The sequence below is a fragment of the Mucilaginibacter dorajii genome (assembly GCF_024808255.1).
GTDB classification, from domain to species: Bacteria; Bacteroidota; Bacteroidia; order Sphingobacteriales; family Sphingobacteriaceae; genus Mucilaginibacter; species Mucilaginibacter dorajii.
Genome location: NZ_JANTYS010000032.1, coordinates 46995 through 68201 on the forward strand (window position 1 = coordinate 46995; position 21207 = coordinate 68201).

At 42.5% G+C, this 21207-nt stretch carries 17 protein-coding genes and 1 pseudogene; 7 read left to right on the top strand and 11 right to left on the bottom strand.

The window, feature by feature from the left end:
• Positions 1–17 precede the first annotated feature (17 nt).
• From FHS10_RS26900 to FHS10_RS26915, 4 genes are all read left to right on the top strand, one after another.
• Positions 18–2174, top strand: coding sequence for a xanthine dehydrogenase family protein molybdopterin-binding subunit (locus tag FHS10_RS26900; RefSeq protein ID WP_259097101.1), 2157 nt, complete (start codon positions 18–20; stop codon positions 2172–2174).
• A gap of 463 nt (positions 2175–2637) precedes the next feature.
• Positions 2638–3144, top strand: coding sequence for a hypothetical protein (locus tag FHS10_RS26905; protein ID WP_259097102.1), 507 nt, complete (start codon positions 2638–2640; stop codon positions 3142–3144).
• Positions 3145–3538: 394 nt separating this feature from the next.
• Positions 3539–4195, top strand: a complete 657-nt coding sequence (locus tag FHS10_RS26910) for a FadR/GntR family transcriptional regulator (protein ID WP_259097103.1) — start codon at positions 3539–3541, stop codon at positions 4193–4195.
• A 43-nt stretch (positions 4196–4238) separates the two neighbouring features.
• On the top strand, positions 4239–5459 hold the full coding sequence (locus FHS10_RS26915) for an MFS transporter (protein ID WP_259097104.1): 1221 nt from the start codon (positions 4239–4241) through the stop codon (positions 5457–5459).
• Positions 5460–5680: 221 nt separating this feature from the next.
• Here the strand turns inward: FHS10_RS26915 and FHS10_RS26920 are convergent, their stop codons facing one another.
• The 6 genes from FHS10_RS26920 to FHS10_RS26945 form a co-directional block, all read right to left on the bottom strand.
• Positions 5681–6418 carry an SDR family oxidoreductase gene (locus FHS10_RS26920; protein WP_259097105.1) on the bottom strand — a complete coding sequence of 246 codons (738 nt, stop codon included), beginning with the start codon at positions 6416–6418 and terminating at the stop codon, positions 5681–5683.
• 83 nt (positions 6419–6501) lie between these two features.
• Positions 6502–7368 (bottom strand): helix-turn-helix domain-containing protein, encoded by an 867-nt coding sequence (locus FHS10_RS26925; protein WP_259097106.1) that lies wholly within the window; start codon positions 7366–7368, stop codon positions 6502–6504.
• Between the two features lie 192 nt (positions 7369–7560).
• Entirely contained in the window at positions 7561–8754 is a 1194-nt protein-coding gene (locus FHS10_RS26930) for a DUF2911 domain-containing protein (protein ID WP_259097107.1), read from the bottom strand.
• 333 nt (positions 8755–9087) lie between these two features.
• The gene (locus FHS10_RS26935) at positions 9088–9702 is read right to left on the bottom strand and encodes a porin family protein (RefSeq protein ID WP_259097108.1); all 615 of its coding nucleotides are present in this window, start codon (positions 9700–9702) and stop codon (positions 9088–9090) included.
• Positions 9703–10172: 470 nt separating this feature from the next.
• On the bottom strand, positions 10173–10937 hold the full coding sequence (locus FHS10_RS26940) for a LytR/AlgR family response regulator transcription factor (RefSeq protein WP_259097109.1): 765 nt from the start codon (positions 10935–10937) through the stop codon (positions 10173–10175).
• The gene (locus tag FHS10_RS26945; protein ID WP_259097110.1) at positions 10918–12081 is read right to left on the bottom strand and encodes a sensor histidine kinase; all 1164 of its coding nucleotides are present in this window, start codon (positions 12079–12081) and stop codon (positions 10918–10920) included. The genes FHS10_RS26940 and FHS10_RS26945 overlap by 20 nt, the downstream gene beginning before the upstream one ends.
• 156 nt (positions 12082–12237) lie before the next feature.
• Here FHS10_RS26945 and FHS10_RS26950 point away from each other — a divergent pair, with 156 nt between their 5' ends.
• Both FHS10_RS26950 and FHS10_RS26955 read left to right on the top strand, forming a co-directional pair.
• Positions 12238–12681: a DUF2141 domain-containing protein gene (locus tag FHS10_RS26950; RefSeq protein ID WP_259097112.1), complete on the top strand. Its 444-nt coding sequence runs from the start codon at positions 12238–12240 to the stop codon at positions 12679–12681.
• A gap of 54 nt (positions 12682–12735) precedes the next feature.
• Positions 12736–13422, top strand: a complete 687-nt coding sequence (locus FHS10_RS26955; protein ID WP_259097113.1) for a DUF4397 domain-containing protein — start codon at positions 12736–12738, stop codon at positions 13420–13422.
• 320 nt (positions 13423–13742) lie between these two features.
• Here the strand turns inward: FHS10_RS26955 and FHS10_RS26960 are convergent, their stop codons facing one another.
• From FHS10_RS26960 to FHS10_RS26970, 3 genes are read right to left on the bottom strand one after another with little or no spacing between them, the layout of a single operon-like run.
• On the bottom strand, positions 13743–15269 hold the full coding sequence (locus FHS10_RS26960) for a TlpA family protein disulfide reductase (RefSeq protein ID WP_259097114.1): 1527 nt from the start codon (positions 15267–15269) through the stop codon (positions 13743–13745).
• Positions 15270–15280: 11 nt separating this feature from the next.
• Positions 15281–16039 carry a LytR/AlgR family response regulator transcription factor gene (locus tag FHS10_RS26965; protein ID WP_259097115.1) on the bottom strand — a complete coding sequence of 253 codons (759 nt, stop codon included), beginning with the start codon at positions 16037–16039 and terminating at the stop codon, positions 15281–15283.
• Positions 16036–17706, bottom strand: a complete 1671-nt coding sequence (locus FHS10_RS26970) for a sensor histidine kinase (RefSeq protein ID WP_259097116.1) — start codon at positions 17704–17706, stop codon at positions 16036–16038. The genes FHS10_RS26965 and FHS10_RS26970 overlap by 4 nt, the downstream gene beginning before the upstream one ends.
• Positions 17707–18019: 313 nt before the next feature.
• On the opposite strand from FHS10_RS26970, the gene FHS10_RS26975 reads away from it, so the two are divergent.
• Positions 18020–18400 (top strand): hypothetical protein, encoded by a 381-nt coding sequence (locus tag FHS10_RS26975; protein WP_259097117.1) that lies wholly within the window; start codon positions 18020–18022, stop codon positions 18398–18400.
• A gap of 146 nt (positions 18401–18546) precedes the next feature.
• On the opposite strand, the gene FHS10_RS29335 is transcribed toward FHS10_RS26975, so the two are convergent.
• Both FHS10_RS29335 and FHS10_RS29340 read right to left on the bottom strand, forming a co-directional pair.
• Positions 18547–20070, bottom strand: coding sequence for an FtsX-like permease family protein (locus FHS10_RS29335; RefSeq protein ID WP_374759841.1), 1524 nt, complete (start codon positions 20068–20070; stop codon positions 18547–18549).
• Positions 20071–20232: 162 nt separating this feature from the next.
• A pseudogene (locus tag FHS10_RS29340) lies at positions 20233–20949 on the bottom strand (ABC transporter permease); the annotation flags it as partial.
• Positions 20950–21207: the final 258 nt, after the last annotated feature.

The window sequence follows — 21207 nt, forward strand, 5'->3', positions numbered from 1 at the left end:
AGTTTAGAGTAGCCATTATGGAAACCAACGCACTTTCAAGAAGAAATTTTCTGAGGGTATCCGGCATTGCCGGCAGCGCCCTTTGTTTAGGCTTTTATTTCCCTGCCAATGCAAAAAAAGGAGAGTTAATCACTGTGAATACGGCCGACCTGTCGGGATTTGAATTTAACGCCTGGATCCGTATCGATGCCAATGGCAAGGTAACGCTAACAGATCACCGCGCCGAAATGGGCCAGGGTTCTTTTCAATCGGTACCACAAATTATTGCCGAAGAGCTGGAAGTAGATCTTAAAGATATCAATGTAGTTTTTGCCCAGGGCGATCCGGTTAAATACGGCAGCCAGATTACCGGCGGCAGCTCAACCATCAGGGGATCTTATAAAAAACTGTTAAAACTAAGTGCAACCGCCCGCGAAATGTTGATCACCGCGGCAGCAAACAAATGGAACGTTCCGGCAAGTGAATGTTATGCCGGTTCGGGCTACGTTATTCATAAGCCATCGGGCAAAAAGCTCCATTACGGTGAGTTGGTTGCAGATGCATCAAAGCTTACGCCCCCAAAAGAGGTTAAGCTTAAAGATGCCTCAGCGTACAAGCTTATCCGCAAGCCGCTGCAACGGATGGATACGCCAATGAAAACCAATGGTGAAGCTATTTTTGGTTTGGATAAAAAGCTGCCCGGAATGGTATACGCCGTGGTTGAACGTAGCCCCAGGCTGCGCGGAAAAGTAAAAAGTTTTGATGGTTCGGCAGCGCTGAAAGTGCCTGGCGTAAAACAGGTATTTAAAATACAGATGATGGTTTTTAACACTACCCGCGATGGTGTTGTGGTTATTGCCAACAGCACCTGGGCAGCCATGCAAGGTCGCAAAGCCTTACATGTTGAATGGGATGAAAGCGGTTTTGAGCACGTAAATACTGCTGATATTTATAAAGCTCATGAAGATCTACTTAAAACCAAAGAAGGTCTTTCCTTTAAAAAACAGGGCGATCCGGATGGTATTTTAAATAAGGCCGACAAAAAGATAGACGTAATTTATCAAACACCTTACCAGGCGCATGCTGCTATGGAGCCATTAAACTGCATAGCACATTACCAGCCCGATAAAATAGAAATATGGGGACCAATACAAGCCCCGGACTGGGTACAGGGCGATATTACCAGTAAATTTAAAATGCCTAAAGGAAAGGTCATCGTTAACATGACTTTTTTGGGTGGTGGTTTCGGCAGGAAAGCCTTTTTAGATTATACGCACGAGGCCGTAGCCATTTCAAAAGAAATTGGTGCGCCGGTGCAGGTGGTTTGGACACGCGAAGACGATATTAAACAGGGCCCCTATCGCGCTGGTATTTCCTATAGGGGGCAAGGCTCGGTTGAAAATGGCGAGATCAGTGCCTTAAAATTCAAAATGGCAGGCCAAAATATCGATCATTGGAACGGTCCTTCGCGTGATAAAGCAAATAACAGCACTGCCGAAGGTTTTTTGAAACCTTATTATGACAGCATCAAAAATTTAAGTTTTGCGGATGTTCCGTATGAAATGCCTTTACCTAACATGTGGTGGCGCTCGGTATATGCCTCAACCAATGGCTTTGCCTACGAAAGCTTCATGAACGAGATGGCTGTATTGGCAGGAAAAGATCAGCTTGATTTTCGCAGGCAGTATTTGAAAGATGAGCGTTGCCAGGCCTTGATCAGTAAAATGGAAGAAGTATCCGGCTGGAAATCACGCAAAAAAAATGAAGGCTTTGGCGTGGCCATTACCGAATGCTTTGAAACCACCGTTGGCCAGGTAGTTAAAGTATCCCGTAATGCCGCCGGAAAAGTAAAGATTGACAAAGTTTGGGCAGTGATGGATTGCGGCTGGTATGTTAACCCGGATATTATCACGGCACAAATAGAGGGATCTGTTGTAATGGCACTTGGTGCCGCAACTATACATGAAATCACCTTTAAAGACGGATTGGTAGAACAACATAATTTTTACGATTATTTAATGCCCCGTATGAGTGATATGCCGCTGGTGGAAGTACACATAATGGAAAACCCGGCCGATGCAGGCGGCGTAGGCGAACCCGGTCTGCCCCCGTTTGCGCCTGCATTAACAGATGCTATTTATGATTTAACCGGAAACCGCATCAGAAAACTGCCTTTTAACATGAATGCTATTTAACCGCGTTAAATAAAGCATAGGTTATTTAATGCTACCCGGGGGCGTTACCCCCGCCGGTAGAAGCGGCGGTCAGGCTTTCTGTTTCAAGTCCTCACAGGCCATTACCCGCACCGGCCGCGCGTGCTGTGGGCTTTCCACGACAATCCTTAACGCAAAGAAATATTTTTTGTAGCGACGCGACTTTTTTGCCTCTCCCCCATGCAAATCCTAAATTTGCGTTCCCGCCTAAAACAGTCCACCTAAATACTCCTTCCCGATACCCGGCTTCCAATTATGCATCTCAACAAAAACCTTACCTGGCTAATTCATAACAATGATTCATTTATGTATCATTGTACTTTATATAAGTACTATAACTAAGTCCAGCTTTTATAACCGGCAATAACCGTGGTAAACAATAAAGTCATGCGTTACCGGCTTTGGGCAAATGTTTTGAACCTTATAGCAACATTTAAATAGTACTATGCCTTACCCCTTTAAACAGAAAACTGCATCGCGGCCGGCATTAAACCCGGGGAAACAACACCTTTCTGCTACTTCTGTGAAACAGCCCCAACGTAAACGAGCGGCTGGCAAAAGATTGGCTATTATCGGCCTTGTGCTTATCCCGATAGCATTGCTTGTGGGGTACTACTGGAGCCAGCAAACAAACGTAAGCTTCGGGTTTGCGCATAAATTGGTAACCAAACCACATGCAGCCCCTATCGACGCTTTTCATATCACGATAACCAATACCGGCAATAAGGATATCATTATAAAAAATGTTGATGTTATTCAAGGCCTTAATGGCGATGACCTTTATGACCAATTCAAATGGGAATACGAAGGCAAAACGCTGAAGGCTAAAAGCACCATACAATGGGATATGGAATTTGGGAACAAAAACCTCCACCTCCTTTCATTCAGGGTTCAGCTTACTACAGCCAGCGGAAAAGTTTATACATCGTGGAGACAGCCATATCGATATTAAACCAGCAATCATCTTAATTCCTGGCCCTAATTTATTGATTCTTTTCCGGGTAAACACCTGGAAAATCGCGTTTAACATTTCCGCATAAGGTAACATCTTTCAATAGCACAATAGGTAACCGCTATGCGGCATTTTATCTGGTTCTTTTGTTTCTGCAAACAGGTAGCCGCTATGCGGCATCGAATATTTAATAAGACGAAAGTATGCCGCATAGCGGCTACCTATTTGTAGAACAAATAATTTATGCTTTTTTGCTCCATAGGAGCTACCTATTGCTATGCAAATCTTTAAAAGCGATTTCTCTGCGGTAAACACCAAAACAACGGCGAATCAATTTGGGAAATAATATATTTATTTTACTTTTGTATTCATCAGATGATAGGATGAATAAAAGATGAAGGTTTATATTAACAGGAAAACGCTTGCCGAAGAAGTTGCTGCTAAATTACAGGAGCAAATATCATTAGGCCACTACAAGGTGAACGAAAAATTACCTATAGAACCTGAGTTGATGAAAACTTTTGGTGTTGGACGGTCATCCATCCGCGAGGCCATTAAATTACTCACTAACGCCGGTTTACTAAGGGTGCAGCAAGGTGTGGGCACTTTTGTTGATCAAACCGGTAGTCGCGAACCAATGGATTTACGGTTGAAACGCGCCAATGTTAAGGACCTGGACGAGGTAAGGCAATTGCTGGAAATAAAAATTGCCGAAAAAGCGGCGTTAAACAGAACTGACAAGGATATTGAGGCCATAAAAAAACATTTAAACAACAGGCGGATAGCGGCAGACAACAACTTGATAGAGGAATGTATAGAAGCCGACATACAATTTCATATTGCTATAGCCGAAGCCTCAAAAAACGAGATACTTGCCGACCTATACAAGGGCGCGAGCGTTCACCTCAAAGAATGGTTTATAAATATATACCCGGATACAGCCCTGTTTATTGAAACTTATGACCTGCATGAGCAACTATTGAAAAACATTACTGCCGGTAATGCTAAAATGGCCTGGGCAACAGCTGCAAAGATTATCGGCTACCATTAATATCGTTTTTCACTAAATACATCAGATGATCTGATTAATAACCATGATAAACTCTAACAACAACACCATCGACGCTAAGCAGATTGCCCAGCGTACCGTTTTCTCCATTTTATTTACCATCAGCTTTGCGCACCTGTTGAATGACATGCTGCAATCTGTGGTGCCTTCTGTTTACCCCCTTATTAAAAGCAGGTTTCATCTTACATTTTCACAAATAGGATTAATAACACTCACCTACCAGTTAACAGCATCAATTTTGCAGCCTTTTGTTGGGTTTTATACCGATAAAAAACCACGGCCTTATTCGTTGGTTATTGGAATGGGCTTTACGTTATTTGGCTTGCTTGCTGTATCATTTGCCGCGAGCTTCATTACAGTTTTACTGGCAGTTAGCCTTATTGGCATTGGCTCATCCATATTCCATCCCGATTCATCAAAGGTGGCCCACCTGGCATCGGGTGGCCGAAAAGGCCTTGCTCAATCTATCTTTCAATTAGGTGGCAATGCAGGTAGTGCTATAGGCCCCCTGCTGGCAGCTATAATTGTAGCACCTTACGGGCAGTTTAACCTCATCTGGTTTTGTTTGGCAGCTTTCGCTGGCATGATCATCCTATCTACAATAGCCCGCTGGTATCAGCAACAGCTGGACCTGAAAGCATTAAATAAAAATAAAGCGATTGCAGATGTACGTAGCTCCCTTTCAAAAAAAAGGGTCCTATTTTCCCTGGGCATATTGATGGTGCTTATTTTTTCTAAATACTTCTACCTGACAAGTATGACCAGTTATTATACCTTTTACCTGATCGGTAAATTCCATCTTTCGCTGCAGCAATCGCAAATTTATCTTTTCGCGTTTTTGGGTGCGGTAGCCGCCGGTACGTTGCTGGGCGGTCCGTTAGGAGATCGTTTTGGGCGCAAGTACATTATTTGGATCTCTATACTCGGGGTGGCACCCTTTACCCTGATGCTCCCTTACGCCTCACTGTTTTGGACGGGAGTTTTATCTGTAATTATTGGCTTAATTATTTCGTCGGCTTTTTCGGCCATACTGGTATACGCTACAGATTTAGTACCCGGTAAGGTTGGCCTTATCGCCGGGCTGTTCTTTGGTTTAGCCTTTGGCATAGGCGGCCTTGGCTCTGCCGTATTAGGGCGTCTGGCCGACATGACCAGTATTGAATATGTTTTTAAAGTATGCGCATTTCTTCCTTTAATAGGCATTTTTACCGGCCTGCTCCCAAACCTCAACACTAAAAAAATATAGCAGACCATTTTACACCCACTACCCGAAATAAATCGGGTGTTGTTTGAGATATTGGTATTTCACATATAAAAGGCGTCGGGCTTGTTATAGGAAGGGCCTGCCAGATAAATCCGGCAGACCCTTATTATTTTTTTGTAAAGACGCATCACATGCGTATCCCGCATGCAAATTTAAATACCGAATCTAAACTATTTTCCAATTCAACCCTTTGGGCATCCCGTTTACCATGGGCAACTTGCCGGTTCAGGAAAATACTCCGCGCTAAAAAATCCTCCTGTAGGGCCGTACTGATCAATCAGGGCATATTTTGCTATCCGTTGCCCTGCCTCTTGTACGGTACTTGTACCCTGGTGACCGGTAAAATCGGTTTTAGTATATCCGGGGCAAACTGCGTTTACTTTAAAAGGCAGATCGCGCAGCGCGTAGGCCAGGTTAACAGTGTACATGTTAAGAGCCGATTTACTGGATTGGTATACCGCCATTTTATTATCATAGCCAGGCATGGAAGGATCTGCCGCCAGGCTAAGCGAGGCCATAGCCGAGCTTACGTTTACAATACGTGGCTCAACTGATTTTTTTAACAAGTCGATAAATGCCTGCGTAACAGCAACCACACCAAACACATTGGTTTCATATACCGCTCTGAATTGATCGATTGTTGCGCTAAGTGCCGACTGGGGAAATCCGCCGGAAATACCCGCATTGTTAACCAGCACATCCAATACTTCTGTTTTTTTGCCTATTACAGCCCGGGTGGCATCGATAGATTGCTGGTTGGTTACTTCCAGTTGTACAGCTTCCACGTTTTGGAGCCCTTCGGCTTTCAACTTTTCTACTGCTGCCCATCCGCTTTCGATGCTGCGGCTGCCTAAATAAACAAAGAACCCGTTTTGGGCAAGCTGCCTTGCTACTTCAAAGCCAATACCTTTGTTGGCCCCTGTTACTAATGCTATTTTCATTTAAATAATGGTTTTGAAACTAACAGGACAAAAGTATCCCGCAGCAAACCAAACGGGGTGTACAAATCATTTGAAGTACTGGACTAATCGTGATGATCTGCTAAAAATGCACTTACGCTTTTACCGGTACTCTTTTTAAATAGCCGTGAAAAGTAATCGGGGTCGTTAAAACCAAGCTCATACGCCAGTTCTTTTACCGAAAGTGTAGAAAATTGCAGCTTGCGCTTTGCTTCAAGCATGAGCCGGTTGGTCATCCACTCCTTGGGCGAAACACCCGAAAACTCCTTTACAATACCATAAAGGCTACTTGTGGTCATGGCCAGTTGCCCGGCAATACTATGCACGTCATTTTGCTCGGTCAGCTGCGTTTCTACCGCAAGTTTAAACGCAATGTATTTAGCTAATTTTGGATTTGGCAGGTTATCCTGGTTGCTTTGCCCAAAATAAGCGCTGTTAAATTCAGTTAAAAGTGTATTCAAATGAGCCAAAATGATCTCCGTGTTTTTTTGCTTTCCCGCGGCATGAAGTAACTGGAACAAATTGGAGAAAACCGATTTAACACGCTCTTTAGCATCCGGCCCAAACGTGATGGTATTGGTATTTAAGGGATCTAATAAAAATGGGAATGAATTGGGCAGCAAGGCCAGTACATTCTCATCAAAGGCAGCTTTATAATTTAGGCTGTGACTGCTTTTGGGCGGATTTAAAAACACCTGGTTCGGCAAACCAAAAATCAACTGACTATCGGTTATGGTGATATCCTGTAAGTCTACCTTATAAGTTTCTGTACCCTCATCTAAAAAAATAAAACAGTAATGAGCCAGTTTGTGCGGTCTAAGCAGTTTTTCTAAAATATCATCTGGTATCTTAATCTTACAGTTTTCATTCACCGTAATATCTAACCTATCGTGGTGTTTGATCTTGTCTAATAATCCTTTAGTTTCCTGCATTTGTGGTTGTTCAACTAAATATGCGAATATAAGAGCAGTCACAAATGGTTATCCAGCCGTTGGTATCGATTTGACAAACAGGTGACTATGCAGTCATAATTACAAAAAATATCTTTTAAAAAAGGGATCGTCCCATCGTGCCAGTTTCTACGGCTATCGATAAATACCTGGTTAAACTTTTATCAAAAAACATCAGGGTGCGGTAGTAAAACCAACAGATGCTTTTACCTTGTCCCAGCTAAAGCTTATAACGCCGCCGTTATTATCAGCGGGAGCTATCGCAAATGTCAATAACTCTACAGGCTCATCTAAAGATTGGGTTTGCATCGGGATCTTTAAGAGATCATAATCTGCGTTGTGCTCGGTTCCCCATATATTGGCTTGCTTATTGAATATTAACGTAAAGCCAGTAGGGCTTGGCATCGTAAATATGGAGTACGTGCCGGCCGGTAGTTCACTACCGTTAAAGTAAAGCGGCTTGCTTAAATAAATTTTTGTGGCCGCGTCGGCCCCGGTCCGCCAAATGCGGTTCCATGGCACAACTTCGCCAAATATTACCCTACCTCTTACAGACGGACGGGAGTATATGATTTTAACATTGGCCGCGTTGATGGTTGTTTTTACAGAATCCAATTTATTAATAATAGCCAACCGCGGATGCAGGTGCAGTTGCTTAACGTTTACAGCTATTACCGAATCAATATTTAAATACGCCCCTGCCTTACCTTTAATATTAAACGATGTACCCATACCATCTACCGATTGTACTTTATCGTCTTTATCTAAAAATATAGTAAACATCCCCATTACAGAACTGCCCAGCAATAGTTTTTGGCTGCCTGTTTTTTTGATCATAAACTTCCTGGCACTGTTAAACACAATGTGGCTGCTCATTACGCTATCACCTACTCGTTTCGGTGCAAAGTTGGCCAGCAGGGCTGGCATAAAAACAATGGCATCGCCACCAAGATTATTGGCCACCATAATTTTTACGGGGTACTTACGCCGGCTGCTCCTGGTTCCGCTTCTTGTTTCAATAGATGTAGTATCCCTGGCGTAATTTAAATTATAAGTGTAAACCAATGAGTCTTTGCCCCCGGTCGGATTATAATTAATCCCCTCCACATGCATCAGTTGGCCATCGGGAAAAAAGATACCTTTCAATTTACTAACGTTAACATTTGGGCTCATGGAAACTACCGTAAGCATAAATTCGTTTCCGTTTAATTCATAGTTGCCTATTGCCGAAGTATCCGGTCCCAGGGTATAAATCAGGCTTCCTTTAAACCCATGTAGCTTTTGGGCACTTGCCGAATTACCAAAATGAAGCAATAGCCCCAGGAAAAATATTTTTATCCGCATAAATTGTTTGAGCGAATTTAGCATTAAAAATACTTGATGAAGCTGTTCCCAAAAATCTTGTTACGTTAATACCATACATTCAAAGCCATGCCTGGTTAATAGCGCTATAATGCCCGGTATACAAAACTGCCGCCCTTTAACTCTTAGTATATGATCGCAGTCTTCCAGGTCGAAGTTAACTTCAAGTTAAGAATCCTGGCTGCGCAATAGTATAAGCAATATTTCCGCATCAGTTGAGCTTTCTACAGTTGTTTTAAAAACCTCGATCATTATAAAATTTGTTATTTGATAAAAAAGCCCGGCCCAAAAAAGGCCGGGACAATTACTTACTCAGAGGACTATGTTTTTGTAGCAGGATTAAAATGTATAAGACAGGCTGGCCTGGATGGTGCTGTTTTTAAAGTCGTTATTGATAGCCGCAGAAGTTGGGAAGTTACCCGCTTTAGTAAAACCATAGGCATACCTTGCGCCGATGCCCAATCCCATTTTTGACTGGAAACCGAGGCCGCCAACTGCCGACGCGTCTATCTTTTTAAATACTTTCTCGTTTGTAGTGTTAAATCCGGCGATCTCTTCTTTAAGCAGAATGCCTGTTTGGGCACCGGCTTCTACGTAAAAGCCAGAGGTGGTGCGGTATTTTAAAAGGATAGGCACTTGTACATAAGAAAGCTTGATATCCTGAGTGCCCAATATGCCGCCTTTAAGCTTTGCTCCCTGCAATGAGTAAAGAAAATCTTCCTGTACCATAAAGTGATCTGTAAATTTATAAGCTACGCTTGCACCTGCATGGAAACCAATCAGCGGATCTGTAGGTAAATTAAAGTTTTGAAAATTGCTGACATTGACACCCGCTTTGATACCAAATTCCAGTCGGCTCATGATTTTCTTTGCGAAGCTTTGATCGCCGGTGCTTGTTTGCGCAAAGGTTTTTGCAGATGCCAATATAAGAACCGCTAAAATTAACTTTTTCATAAATTTCTTTTTTTTGTTGTGCTTTTTTGTTTGCAGCCCAAAGGCCGTTTGAATTATTTATGACAAAGATGGGGCGCTGGTACGGCCCCCGAAAGGTAAAACTGGCCTAAGCGGGCAATGTGAGGGTGGAAGCGGCAAATGCCGGTTTGAATGGATTGGAGGTAAGAGGTTGAATTGGACTTTTAAAATCCGCAGAATGTGAAGGTGGAGATGACGAGGCGACGAAAGACTTACGAAGTTTTGAAAACTAAGTCTGAATTTGCAACTTGTAATGGGAGAAACGAAACAATGGCAAGTTATAAAAAGAAGTCTTCCTGAACTTGTTTAAGGATCCCACAGGACAGGTTTCCACCATGAAGTATACTTGGCAAGTGGGGTGCCGAAACAAGTTCGGCATGACGGCTGAATTAAAGGCAACTGCCATGCCCTATTCAAAAAGCGGCCGTTTTTTATTACGAAGCACCTGCAAATCAGGCACTCGCCAGCCAGGCAAGGAATTGGGCGGCTTTACCCTTACTAACAATCACTTTCTCATCCAGGGCTATTTTGAGGTTTAAGGACAGCTTTCTCGAAAAAAAACTGGATACATCAATGATGGCGTTCCGGCAAACTAAAACCTGCCGGTTCGCCCTGAAAAAATTTGTGCCTGACATTCTTTCCAGTTCATCCAGGTTTTTATTCGGATAATATCTTTTCCCCGAAAAAGTAACCAGGTGTGTCACTTCATTTTCAAGATAAAAAACCGCTATCTCCTCAATTTTTACCGGGATGATCTTATCCTGGTGATATACCAATACCGATGCAGACCGCTGTGTGTCCCTGGCGGCCAGCAGCTGCATCAACGCCTCATATTGCGGGGTTTGCTCGGTCGACAATACTTTTTTTAACTGCCTGTATTTTTCAATAGCTTTTTCTAATATCCCAAAGGTAAAAGGCTTTAAAATATAATCGATACCGTTTGCTTTAAAAGCATCCAGCGCATATTCATCATAGGCGGTAATAAAAATTACCGGCGCCAAAACCGGGGCTGCGATGAAGATCTCGAAACTAAGCCCGTCGCCCAGTTGAATATCACTAAAAATCAGGTCAGGGACATCATTATTTTTAAAATGAGCGATTCCTTCTTTTACAGATCTGAGTTTATCAATCTGTACAGCTTCCTCAAATAGTTTCCTGATATTGGTTTCCAGCTCATCTGCAACCAAACCTTCATCTTCAATGATTACGATATTCATTATTTAATAATTTGATACTTACTGAAAATATATCCGCATCCTCTTTAATGATGATGTCATCGCCCGACCAAAGTTTATAGCGTTCGGCCAAATTAGCCAGGCCATAGCTGGTAGACGCCACTTTTATATTCTTCTTTTGGATGTTATTGCTGATTTTGAGCCACCCATCCTGCTGCCTGATTGTTACTTTCAAAGGGGCTTCCATAGTAAAATTATTGTGTTTGATAGCGTTTTCAAGTAAAGGCTGCAAAGAAAATGAGGGCAGATAACAGCTTTCTAACGTTTCGGCAGGCAGGTCTACGCTGCAATCTAACGCGGCTCCAAACCTTATCCGCTGCATTTCCAGGTAATCGTAAAGCAAATCAATCTCCGCTTTCAATTTGGAAACATGGGTGCTGTGATGATAAATGGATGCCCTTAAAAAATTAGCCATATGCACAATATAATCATCGGCAACCTGGGTATCCTTATGGTATAGGGCCTTTAGCGTATTTAAGGCGTTGAATAAAAAATGCGGGTGGATTTGCTGCTTTAAAGCCAGGTTCATAGCTTCGGCATTAACGGCCCTTAACCTGGAGAGCTCAAGTTCGCTATTCATTTTATGCTCATATAATAACACGGAATTATGTAGCAGCGTGATCAGCGTATTGACCACTATGCCCGAGCCGAAAAACGCCAGGAATGAACCAATATCAAAAAAATTCCATTTCATCCCCCCGAAATAGGAAAATGCAGGCCGTAGCAACAGATAGATCAATATGCTTACCGGGTAGCCGAACAAGGAACGCGCTATGGAAAATCTTTTAGATCTGATAGAATTTTTTCTGGCTAAGAGTATCATCAGGGAAATATCCGCATAGCCAACAAGCAAGATCCCCGACATTGTCAACGTGGTAAAAGCGATAATATGGGGAGGTGTCTCATGCGAATTAGAGATCACCAGGTAAAAAATAAAGCCAATGATGATGGTCTGTAACCAGGTAAGGCGCACCAAACGCTTTAAGGGCAATTTTTCCTGCATAGCTGTAAAGTTACCGATTGGCAATGAACTATAGCCGGACCGAGACACCGAAGCGGGCAAAATAGGCACCGAACGTTTAATTAGCCGCCCCCAAACGCCGGCTCTTTTATTATTGCTGCTCATACAACAGTAAAATTATGAAATACGGCGCAACTTTTTAAACCCGTCATATGCTCCTCCGGCTATGAATATGCCCGCTTCACTTACTTTTCACAAGCAGCCTGCACATAGGGCTAATACCTTCGCTTCAAATTAATCTCAAAAATTGAATTTATAATTATGAAAAAGACAACTGTATTCGGCATTAACCTATTGATCGGTTTACTCCTTATTTTCTTTGGCTCTTCTATCAGGGCCCAGGAACTCCCGGTTAAAATTACGGGGATCAGGTCGGCAAAAGGGACCATCGTTGTTAGTGTATTTAAAGACCAGGCCAGTTACGATAAGGAAGAACCCTTCAAAAAGTTTTCATTTGACAAACGTAACCTCGATAAGGGCATCATGACGGTAGAGCTTACCCTTGAAGCCGGCATCTATGGCATCACCCTGCTTGATGATGAAAACGCGAACGGAAAAATCGACAAGAATTTCATCGGCATACCCAAAGAAGGTTTTGGCTTCTCCAACTTTTTCATGACTAAAATGAAAAAACCTGCATTTGATGAATTCAAGGTCGATCTTAAAACGCAGCCCAAGGTTGAAATCAAAGTAAAATACATGTAATCCCTGCGCTCAACTTAAAAATTAAATATATCCATCAACAAAATGAAAATCCTTATGAAAACAACAGTGAGTTATAAAAAGCTATTTACAGGCCTGGCCTTATTTATAGCAGTGTTAGCTATTTCTTCATGTAAGAAAAACACCATCGATCCTTCGGGGCAGTTTAATATTAAAGTGGTCAATGCATCGGCTACAGCCGGTCCGCAGAGTTTTACACTGGCTGGTAATGTACTGGTAAGCGGCGGATTAAATTATACGGATGCCTCGGCCTATATTAACGCGCCTTCGGGCAAGAATATGGTTACCGAATTCAAAAACGCCGGTACCAATTCGGTGTATGCCTCCGGATCTCTTTATACCGCAAATGGTGTAAATTTTACGGTTTACCTGGCAGGATCAGGATCAAACGCGAGGGTGAAAAATTTTGAAGATGACCTTGCCACCCCTAACAACGGGCAGGTGAAAATCAAGTTTATCCACCTGAGCGACAAGGCCCCAAACATCATTACCATTAAAAACTCAAATGGCGACGAATTTTCGGGTTCCCTGGTCAGGAACCTGGCAACCGGTTACAAATATGTAGCGCCGGGTGATCTCACCATTCAGGTGGCCGGACTTACATCCAAAAACAGCGTTGGCACTTTTACCTTTGCCAACCTGCAGGCTGGTAAAATTTACTCGCTGTACTTAACCGATGATGCAAATGGTAATGTGGTAATGAACCAGGTACTTCATAACTAATATTAATTTTAGCCTGGCTGAAAACCGCGTAGCTTATGGGCTGCGCGGTTTTGTTATTTGTAGCCTGGTTGTCCGCCGGCGCCCTTCGATGTCTCTGACTAAAGGATGCTTTACCATTTTAGCGCAGGTCTTGTGCCGGGACAGGAGCGGAAGCTGACCTGTGCCTGCGATATAATTGGTTTACAAAAGTCACAAGTGATCCTCATTTGGCAGGCAAAATACTGATTTACAGTCATTTAAACCACAATTCAATAACATTAACCTTGCGGCAGCGCATGACTTCGTACAGCGGAGGCGAAAGTTTCAACGAGTTCGGTCTGCTAAAGACCCACAGTCTTTTTTAAACTACCCTTATCCAATGCTCCCATGAAAGTGATTTTTGTTTGATTTATTTTGCCATTGATATCTATAACCACATAAGTTGGGAATCCGCCTTCTGCGTTGAACGCGGTTTTTAGCCTGGATATAATTTTATCGTTCACAAAAATATGGGTACCCGGGATTTGCAGATCCCCAATCCTGTTTTTCCATGTATTGATGTTTGAACCGCTGGTGGTACACAGATAGATGTATTCAATAGGCAGGTCTTTATTTTTCTCGTGCAAACTTTTACTGAAGGGCAAATCGCCTAAGCAGGGGGCGCACCAGGTAGCCCAAAAATCGATAATGAGCGCCTTGTTTGGGAATGCTGATTTTAGGCTTAGTATAAAGTTATCAATGTTTGCTACGGTATCTAATTGGTATAAGCTGGCATCAAAAGGTAACCGCATTAACGGTGCGCCAATATCTGTATTTTCTAATTTTTTTGATGAGGCAAAAAGGCCGTCTATTCTTTTTTGGTTAGCATCAACTTTAGCCAATTCATCTGTCGCGATTTTTTTGCACCACTTTGTTTTGATACTATTGATGATAATTGGGTAACTCCGGGCATAAGTATCTTTCTCTGATTCTAAAAGGGATAGTTTTAACAGATCAGACCGCTGCTGTGTATATAAACTGTCAAATAGTTTTATGAAACCGGCAAGCACATCTTGTGTTTTAAAGTGTCCTTTACCCAAACTGTAAATCTCCAGGTACTTGTAATACATTACGCCGTCGTTGCTTGTAAATAAAGGCCGATGAGCGTTTAATTGTTTAAAAACCTGGTCGGGCATGGTGTCATTCCAGTAAGCAACACAAATTTGCTGGTAAAACTCTGATAAGGTTTCATTGTTAACAGCCCATTCATAATCACGGTTACCAGCTATAAATTCGCTATCCATATTTTTCAATAGCTGTAAAACAGAATCGGTTTTGAAGGTGAAGGCATCTGGGACATATTTTTTTCTCGCGCTGCATAGGCTACGCAGGTTATTAATCAAACCCTCTCTTTCCGCCTTTTTAAATAATATTTTTTTATTCATCACGGTGTTTAGCTCTCCGTCGTAACCGGAATAAGTTACTCCCGTGCCTATCATGTAGGCTCCGTCTTTGGCCACCTGGTGTGCATCTATGGTAACTGTAAGCCCGGTATTAACATATACGCCTGCATATAAATAATCGCCGGCGCTTAACCATATTTGCTGGTAAGGTAAATTCTGATCAAGTACTATTTTTGCCAGGCCGGCAGCATCTGTTTCTGCATATTTGGTAGCCTGGAAACCTCCGGCGAGTTGTACGAGAGTATATTGAATATTTACTTTTTTAACACTATCCGGAAGGTTTTTTATTTGGACGGTCAATATTGCAGGTTTCCGGCTCATGAGATATCCGTCCATTTTTTTATCCTCGATGGCAATGGGCGATAAATTTTGCGCGCTTAAATAGGTGCTGCTGCACATTAGTAACACTAATAATAAATTTTTCATGATAAGATTTTTTATTTTTTTATGGTGTGTAAGGCTTTTATTACGTTCTCCTTTTTGTTCCTGGAGATAGGGATGCGGGTATTATCGTCCAGTAACAGGTAGCCCGAATCTTCCTTGAGTAAACTTTTGATAAACTTTATATTAACTAAATGCGATTGATGGCACCGGATAAAGTCGTAGCTGCTTAATAATTCCTCATATTCAAAAATGGGTTTTGATACCATGATGTTTTTCCCATCGGATAAAAAGAACTGGGTGTAAGCGTTTGATGATTCGCAACGGATGATATCCCCGGTATGTACAAACCTGATCTCTTTAGTGGAGGCCAGGGCTAATTTGTGTTCCTTTTTTGCGTCCTTATCTTTAATAAACTCCATTAAATTTTCGAGCTGCAGGTTTGTCTTCCTTTGGTTAAGCTTTGCTTCAACCTTGCTAACAGATGCTTTCAACTCTTCGGGATCTATTGGTTTCAACAAATAATCTATAGCCGAAAACTTAACGGCTTGTATCCCATATTGATCAAACGCGGTTACAAAAACCACTTCAAACTGGGGATGCGGTAAGGCTTTAAGCACTTCAAAGCCGTTTTTATCCGGCATTTGAATATCTAAAAACAACAAGTCGGGGTTGCTTGCTGCAATTAAATCTACGCCATCATCGGCATTAGTGGCCGCCCCCACTACAACTACCGGCAGTTCATGCTTTTTTAGCAGGCGTACAATATTTTCAATATTGTTTTTTTCGTCATCAATAATTACCGCTCGTATCATATTAGCCAATTTTTAAAATGGATAACAACCTGTGTTCTATTATCCGTCCTTTTTACCGAAAATTCTATTTGCTGCCCGTTAAGTGTCTGGTTCAATAATTTTATCCGCTCTTTGGTTAACTGAAGGCCAAATCCATTAACGTTATCACTTTCGGTAAACCCTTTGCCATTATCGTTTACGCTCACCACCATGTCGTTATTCAATTTCTCAAACAGTACAATCAGTTGCCCATTTTCCTGCAGCGCCGATATGCCATGCTTTACCGCGTTCTCTACCAGGGGTTGTAAAAACAAAGCCGGTATTTCAAGGGCGCTGGCATCTATCTGCCCGTCTACTTTAATTTGATAATCAAACCCAAACCGCAGCTTTTCAAGCGCTAAATAATTCTCCAGTATCTTGATCTCGGTAAAAATGCTTACAAACTCCTTATCACTGGCTTTTAGGGAATCGCGCATTAAATTGCTAAACTCAATTAAATATTTCGACGCGTTCTGCGAGTCGTTTTTGGTGATAAGCCCTTGTATGGAGCTGAGGGCATTAAACACAAAATGCGGGTTAAACTGCGACCGGATAGATCTGAGCTCGGTTTGCACCAATTGCTTTAAAATACTTTGTTCTTTTAGTTTTTCGGCCTGCTTTCTTGATCGCCATAGTAATAACAGAAACCCGCCGGCCAATATACCAAGCAAACTTAAGGCAGCCTTAGCCCATACCGTTTGATACCAGGCCGCCTTTACGGTAAATACATAGGTGCAAATATTATTACGCTGTACGCTGTAACGTATTTTTAGCCGGTACTGGCCGGGCAAGAGGTTTTTGAACCAAACCAAATTAAAATCAAAATCATTAACCTTCCAGCCCGTACTGTCCTTTCCGTTTACCAGGTTATATTCAATGATATTTTTTGATTTAATAATATCATCTAAATAAAAGATCAGGTTGTTTTCGTTGTAGCCAAAGTCTTTTTTTAATTTCAAGGCTTTGTCCTTACTCCAATCGGTTTGATCCGGGTTTTCCAACGGGCTTGTCCACTGTTTTTTAAAAATGCTTAAAAAATCGGGGAGCTGCGAAAAAGTGAACACACCAACTACCCGGGGCTGCCATTTTACCCAACAAGCTGATACCGAAGTTATAATACTATCGGGCATACTGATCCTGCGTACCTGGAAGGTAAGGGCTTTACCGTATGCGGCTTTAAACTGACCTAAATAAGCCGATAACTCATCTATTTTATCAGGATCGGCAATTTTAGTCATCAAATAGGCTTTGCAAAATAGCTTTGGCTTCGTCCACGGCAAAACTACTTTTTGCTTATCCTCGATAACCCGAAATTGATAGTCATCAACATTTTCGGGATTGATGCCGTTAACGGTTATAATTATTCCCGACGAATCAAAAACCGGAATTGCATATTGCCCGCTATAACCGTCAAAAAGTTGCATATAAGATCGCGATCCACGGGCGCCATATTCCTTTAACCGGGGTATTTTTTGTAAAGCCTGCCGATAGTTTACGGCCAGTTTATTAGAATAAAAAGCGGCAATTAATACGTTTTTATTTTTGGAGGGGGAGTTCTCGTAGTTAAAAAATGTACTGGAAAAATACTTGCGGATAGAATCGCCATGGCTATCGTGCTGAATGATCGGATTGATGCTATCCAGGTACATTGCCGGCTTTTGTGCCTGGCAACAGAGCCGAAAAAAACAGAAACACAAGAATATGACAATACCGCGCATTCGCTCCTTTTATTTAATTGTATACATCAAAGTAAAGGTTTTAAACTCTTGTTAGGATACGCTGATTTGAATCTGGCACGTGTTATTTTGAATCGGGCAGCATGGATTCTTTTTGCGGCACTTATCAGGGGTAACTTTATTAAATGTATGTGACTACCGCTATTTAAATGAACCTGCTAAAGCGCCAGGATATTTTTACGAATTGTTGTATCAACACTGTATTTTAGCCAAAGCAAATTGCTTTATGAAAAAACCGATGCCTTTTGATTTCCTGCTTGACTATTTGCCGGCAAACGTGATCATCCAACCAGCTGTTGGCATGTACTATGTTTACTTTGAGGGCAAAATTGTATTGATCTTTCGGAAGGTTAGCAAAAACAGCCAGCACAATGGCTTGTGGATAGCCACAAAGCGGGAAGATCATGCGAGGCTTAAAGCGGAGATCCCGGCTATTACCGATTTTGTTTTTGATGAGGGCGAAACATTTGAGTCGGCCTGGTTACAGCTCAAGGATGACCACGACGATTTTGAGGAAGCCGCCATCAGCATCTGCGAACTGATTACGCGAAGGGACAAAAGAATAGGTAAAACAACCCCCAAGGCAGTGCAGCTTACCCGGCAATAAGGTGGCAAATATCCGATTTCGAATTACTTTATAATACCTGCAAACTGTTTACCTACCAGGTTGGATACACACCACAGGCGTGCACCAATGAAGGGAGTGATCACCTAAGTTGTTGCTTTAATAAAATTTATTTTGCCGCCTGTTTATTATTCGCTTCTTAAGCTCCTTACGGGGTTAGCAATAGCCGCTTTTATTGCCTGAAAACTTACCGTCAATAAGGTAATTATTATTGCCCCGCCCGCTGCTGCTGCAAATATCCACCACGAAATAGTGGTGCGGTATTCATACTGCTGCAACCATTGATGCAGGAAATAATAAGCTATCGGCATGGCTACCACGCTCGACAGCACCACCAATGCCACAAAATCTTTTGACAGCATGCTCCATAAATTTGCCACGGATGCGCCAAGTACTTTACGGATGCCCACTTCTTTGGTACGTTGTTCGGCCACAAATGAGGCCAGCCCGAATAAACCAATGCAGCTGATCAGAATGGCCAGCCCCGCAAAGCAGCCGGCAAGTTTGCCGATACGGTCTTCGGCAGCAAATTTTTTAGCATAGTCAATATCTGCAAATTTGTAATCAAACGGCATGGTAGGAGCGTATTGTTTGAACACCGCTTCAATTTTGCCCAGGGCATCACTGGTATTGCTGCGCGGGTTTATCCTGATATTAACAGTTGCATGATTCCAGGTACCCAAAAAGAAAACGGTTGGAGTAACCGGTTTATACGGCGATTCCATCAGCACATCTTTTATTACGCCCACTATCCTGAAATTTTTGCCATCGCGCTGAATGGTTTCACCGGTCGGATTTTTCAAACCCATGTATTTTACCGCGGCCTCATTGATCACGTAAGCATTTGAATCGGCAGCCACCGCAGCGCGCGAAAAATCCCGCCCATCGGTAAATTGCCAGCCTGCGGTGTTGCCAAATTCCGGCGTTACGCCAATGGTGCCGAAATATATTTTATCGCCGGCGGTCGGATCTTTGCCCTTCCAGCTAAAACCGCCGTTGTTTGACCATAGCTCGTTTATAGTACCATTGGATTCAGCTGCATTGGCAACCGCGCCCGTTTTCAGCAGGTCTTCCTTAAATGCGTCGAAGTGTTTGTGGATATCGTCGGTTTGCATATTGATATAAACCAGCCCTTCCCGGCTGTAGCCAACCGGGCGGCTTTTTGAAAACAATACCTGCCGGTACACGATAATGGTGCCGATAATAAGCGTTATGGACACTGTAAACTGAACAACTACCAAAACCTTGCGCGGAATGGCCGCCAAACGCCCGGCTTTAAACGTACCTGCCAGTACTTTAACCGGTTTAAATGATGACAAATACAGGGCCGGGTAACTACCAGCAACCAATCCTGTAAATAAAGTAAAGCCTATGCAGGCCAGCCAAAACACCGGGTTAGTCCACAAAACAGTGATTTGCTTATCGGCCACCTGGTTAAACCAGGGCAGGGCGAGTTCAACCAATACCAGCGCGACTGCAAAGGCAGACAGAGAAATCAACAGCGATTCGCTAAAAAACTGGCTGATCAGCTGCGAACGTAAAGAACCTATCGCCTTGCGGATGCCAACTTCCTTCGCCCTTTTTTCAGACCGGGCGGTGCTTAAATTCATAAAGTTGATGCAGGCCAGCATCAGCACAAAAATACCAATAATGCCATAAAGCCAAACAAATTGTAGCTGCGGACTGGTAACGCTTACCCCATGATCAAATTTGTTGTAAAGGTGCCATTTGCTCATGGGCTGTAAAAATACCGCCGGGTTATCTGTTTTTTGCCGCGCCTTATTGATATGGTTAAATTTTTCGTTTTTAATTTTGGCCGATACGCGTTCGAATGATTGATGTGCGGTTATTTGGGTATAAATAACAATTCCGTTATCGTTCCAGTCCGTCTCGCGGCTGGGGTACCAGCTGCCCGAAGACTTCATCAAATCCCAGGGCGCAATAAACTTAACATCGCTGAACTCGGTATTCCCCGGAAAATCCTGGTAAACCCCGGCTACTTTTACAGTCAGTTTATCATTTATCTTTAACAGTTTATCCATGGGGTTGCTGTCCCCAAACAAAGTTTTAGCCAGTGATCGCGACAATATAACGGAATGTGGGTCGGTTAACGCGGAGCGGCTGCTACCTTGCAGCATCGTTAAGCTAAACATATCCGGAGCTTCGGGTTGCATGTACCTGCCTGGTTGAGTAAATTTTTCTTCGCCCGAAGAAATAATATGGTCCTCTGTACGTGTTGATAGCACAGTGGTTTTGATATCATCCTTAAAGTTGATGCGCAGATCAGTCCCCAAAGGAATAGCCATGGATTTGTTGACGTCCAGTCCGTCAATATCCTTATGCCTGATCATTACCTGGCCAATGCTGTCGTAATTTTTAAAGGATTTATTAAAGGAAAGCTCGTCAAAAATCCACAAACCAATTAGCATGGTAACAGCCATACCAATAGCAAGCCCGCCAATATTAATGGCCGATGAAAATTTGTTTTTAATGAGGTTTCTCCAGGCGATTTTAAAATTGTTTTTTATCATGGCTGTAATGATCAAGATTAATATCTGTACGAATCAATTCGTATAAAATCTATTCCATTTACTTAATATACTAACTATCAGAATTTTAATAATAAAACAACAAATCATCACTGTATCAAAACCGCACACGCTATGTTCAGTAACGCACCATATTTTCCTTTGGCTGACCCGTCCGGAAATAGCTATACAGATTTGTGAGTAAATCCTGTAAATACTATACAAGGTATTCTGTTAGTCCTAAGATGAACTATACAGGTC

What these genes read in the sequence shown, in the direction of transcription:
- FHS10_RS26930 (WP_259097107.1), bottom strand. Translation starts at nt 8,754, where the DNA reads ATGCTAAATTCGCTCAAACAATTTATGCGGATAAAAATATTTTTCCTG.
- FHS10_RS26900 (WP_259097101.1), top strand. Translation starts at nt 18, where the DNA reads ATGGAAACCAACGCACTTTCAAGAAGAAATTTTCTGAGGGTATCCGGC.
- FHS10_RS26915 (WP_259097104.1), top strand. Translation starts at nt 4,239, where the DNA reads ATGATAAACTCTAACAACAACACCATCGACGCTAAGCAGATTGCCCAG.
- FHS10_RS26910 (WP_259097103.1), top strand. Translation starts at nt 3,539, where the DNA reads ATGAAGGTTTATATTAACAGGAAAACGCTTGCCGAAGAAGTTGCTGCT.
- FHS10_RS26945 (WP_259097110.1), bottom strand. Translation starts at nt 12,081, where the DNA reads ATGAGCAGCAATAATAAAAGAGCCGGCGTTTGGGGGCGGCTAATTAAA.
- FHS10_RS26960 (WP_259097114.1), bottom strand. Translation starts at nt 15,269, where the DNA reads ATGAAAAATTTATTATTAGTGTTACTAATGTGCAGCAGCACCTATTTA.
- FHS10_RS26940 (WP_259097109.1), bottom strand. Translation starts at nt 10,937, where the DNA reads ATGAATATCGTAATCATTGAAGATGAAGGTTTGGTTGCAGATGAGCTG.
- FHS10_RS26965 (WP_259097115.1), bottom strand. Translation starts at nt 16,039, where the DNA reads ATGATACGAGCGGTAATTATTGATGACGAAAAAAACAATATTGAAAAT.
- FHS10_RS26975 (WP_259097117.1), top strand. Translation starts at nt 18,020, where the DNA reads ATGAAAAAACCGATGCCTTTTGATTTCCTGCTTGACTATTTGCCGGCA.
- FHS10_RS26925 (WP_259097106.1), bottom strand. Translation starts at nt 7,368, where the DNA reads ATGCAGGAAACTAAAGGATTATTAGACAAGATCAAACACCACGATAGG.
- FHS10_RS26920 (WP_259097105.1), bottom strand. Translation starts at nt 6,418, where the DNA reads ATGAAAATAGCATTAGTAACAGGGGCCAACAAAGGTATTGGCTTTGAA.
- FHS10_RS26935 (WP_259097108.1), bottom strand. Translation starts at nt 9,702, where the DNA reads ATGAAAAAGTTAATTTTAGCGGTTCTTATATTGGCATCTGCAAAAACC.
- FHS10_RS26970 (WP_259097116.1), bottom strand. Translation starts at nt 17,706, where the DNA reads ATGTACCTGGATAGCATCAATCCGATCATTCAGCACGATAGCCATGGC.
- FHS10_RS26955 (WP_259097113.1), top strand. Translation starts at nt 12,736, where the DNA reads ATGAAAACAACAGTGAGTTATAAAAAGCTATTTACAGGCCTGGCCTTA.
- FHS10_RS26905 (WP_259097102.1), top strand. Translation starts at nt 2,638, where the DNA reads ATGCCTTACCCCTTTAAACAGAAAACTGCATCGCGGCCGGCATTAAAC.
- FHS10_RS26950 (WP_259097112.1), top strand. Translation starts at nt 12,238, where the DNA reads ATGAAAAAGACAACTGTATTCGGCATTAACCTATTGATCGGTTTACTC.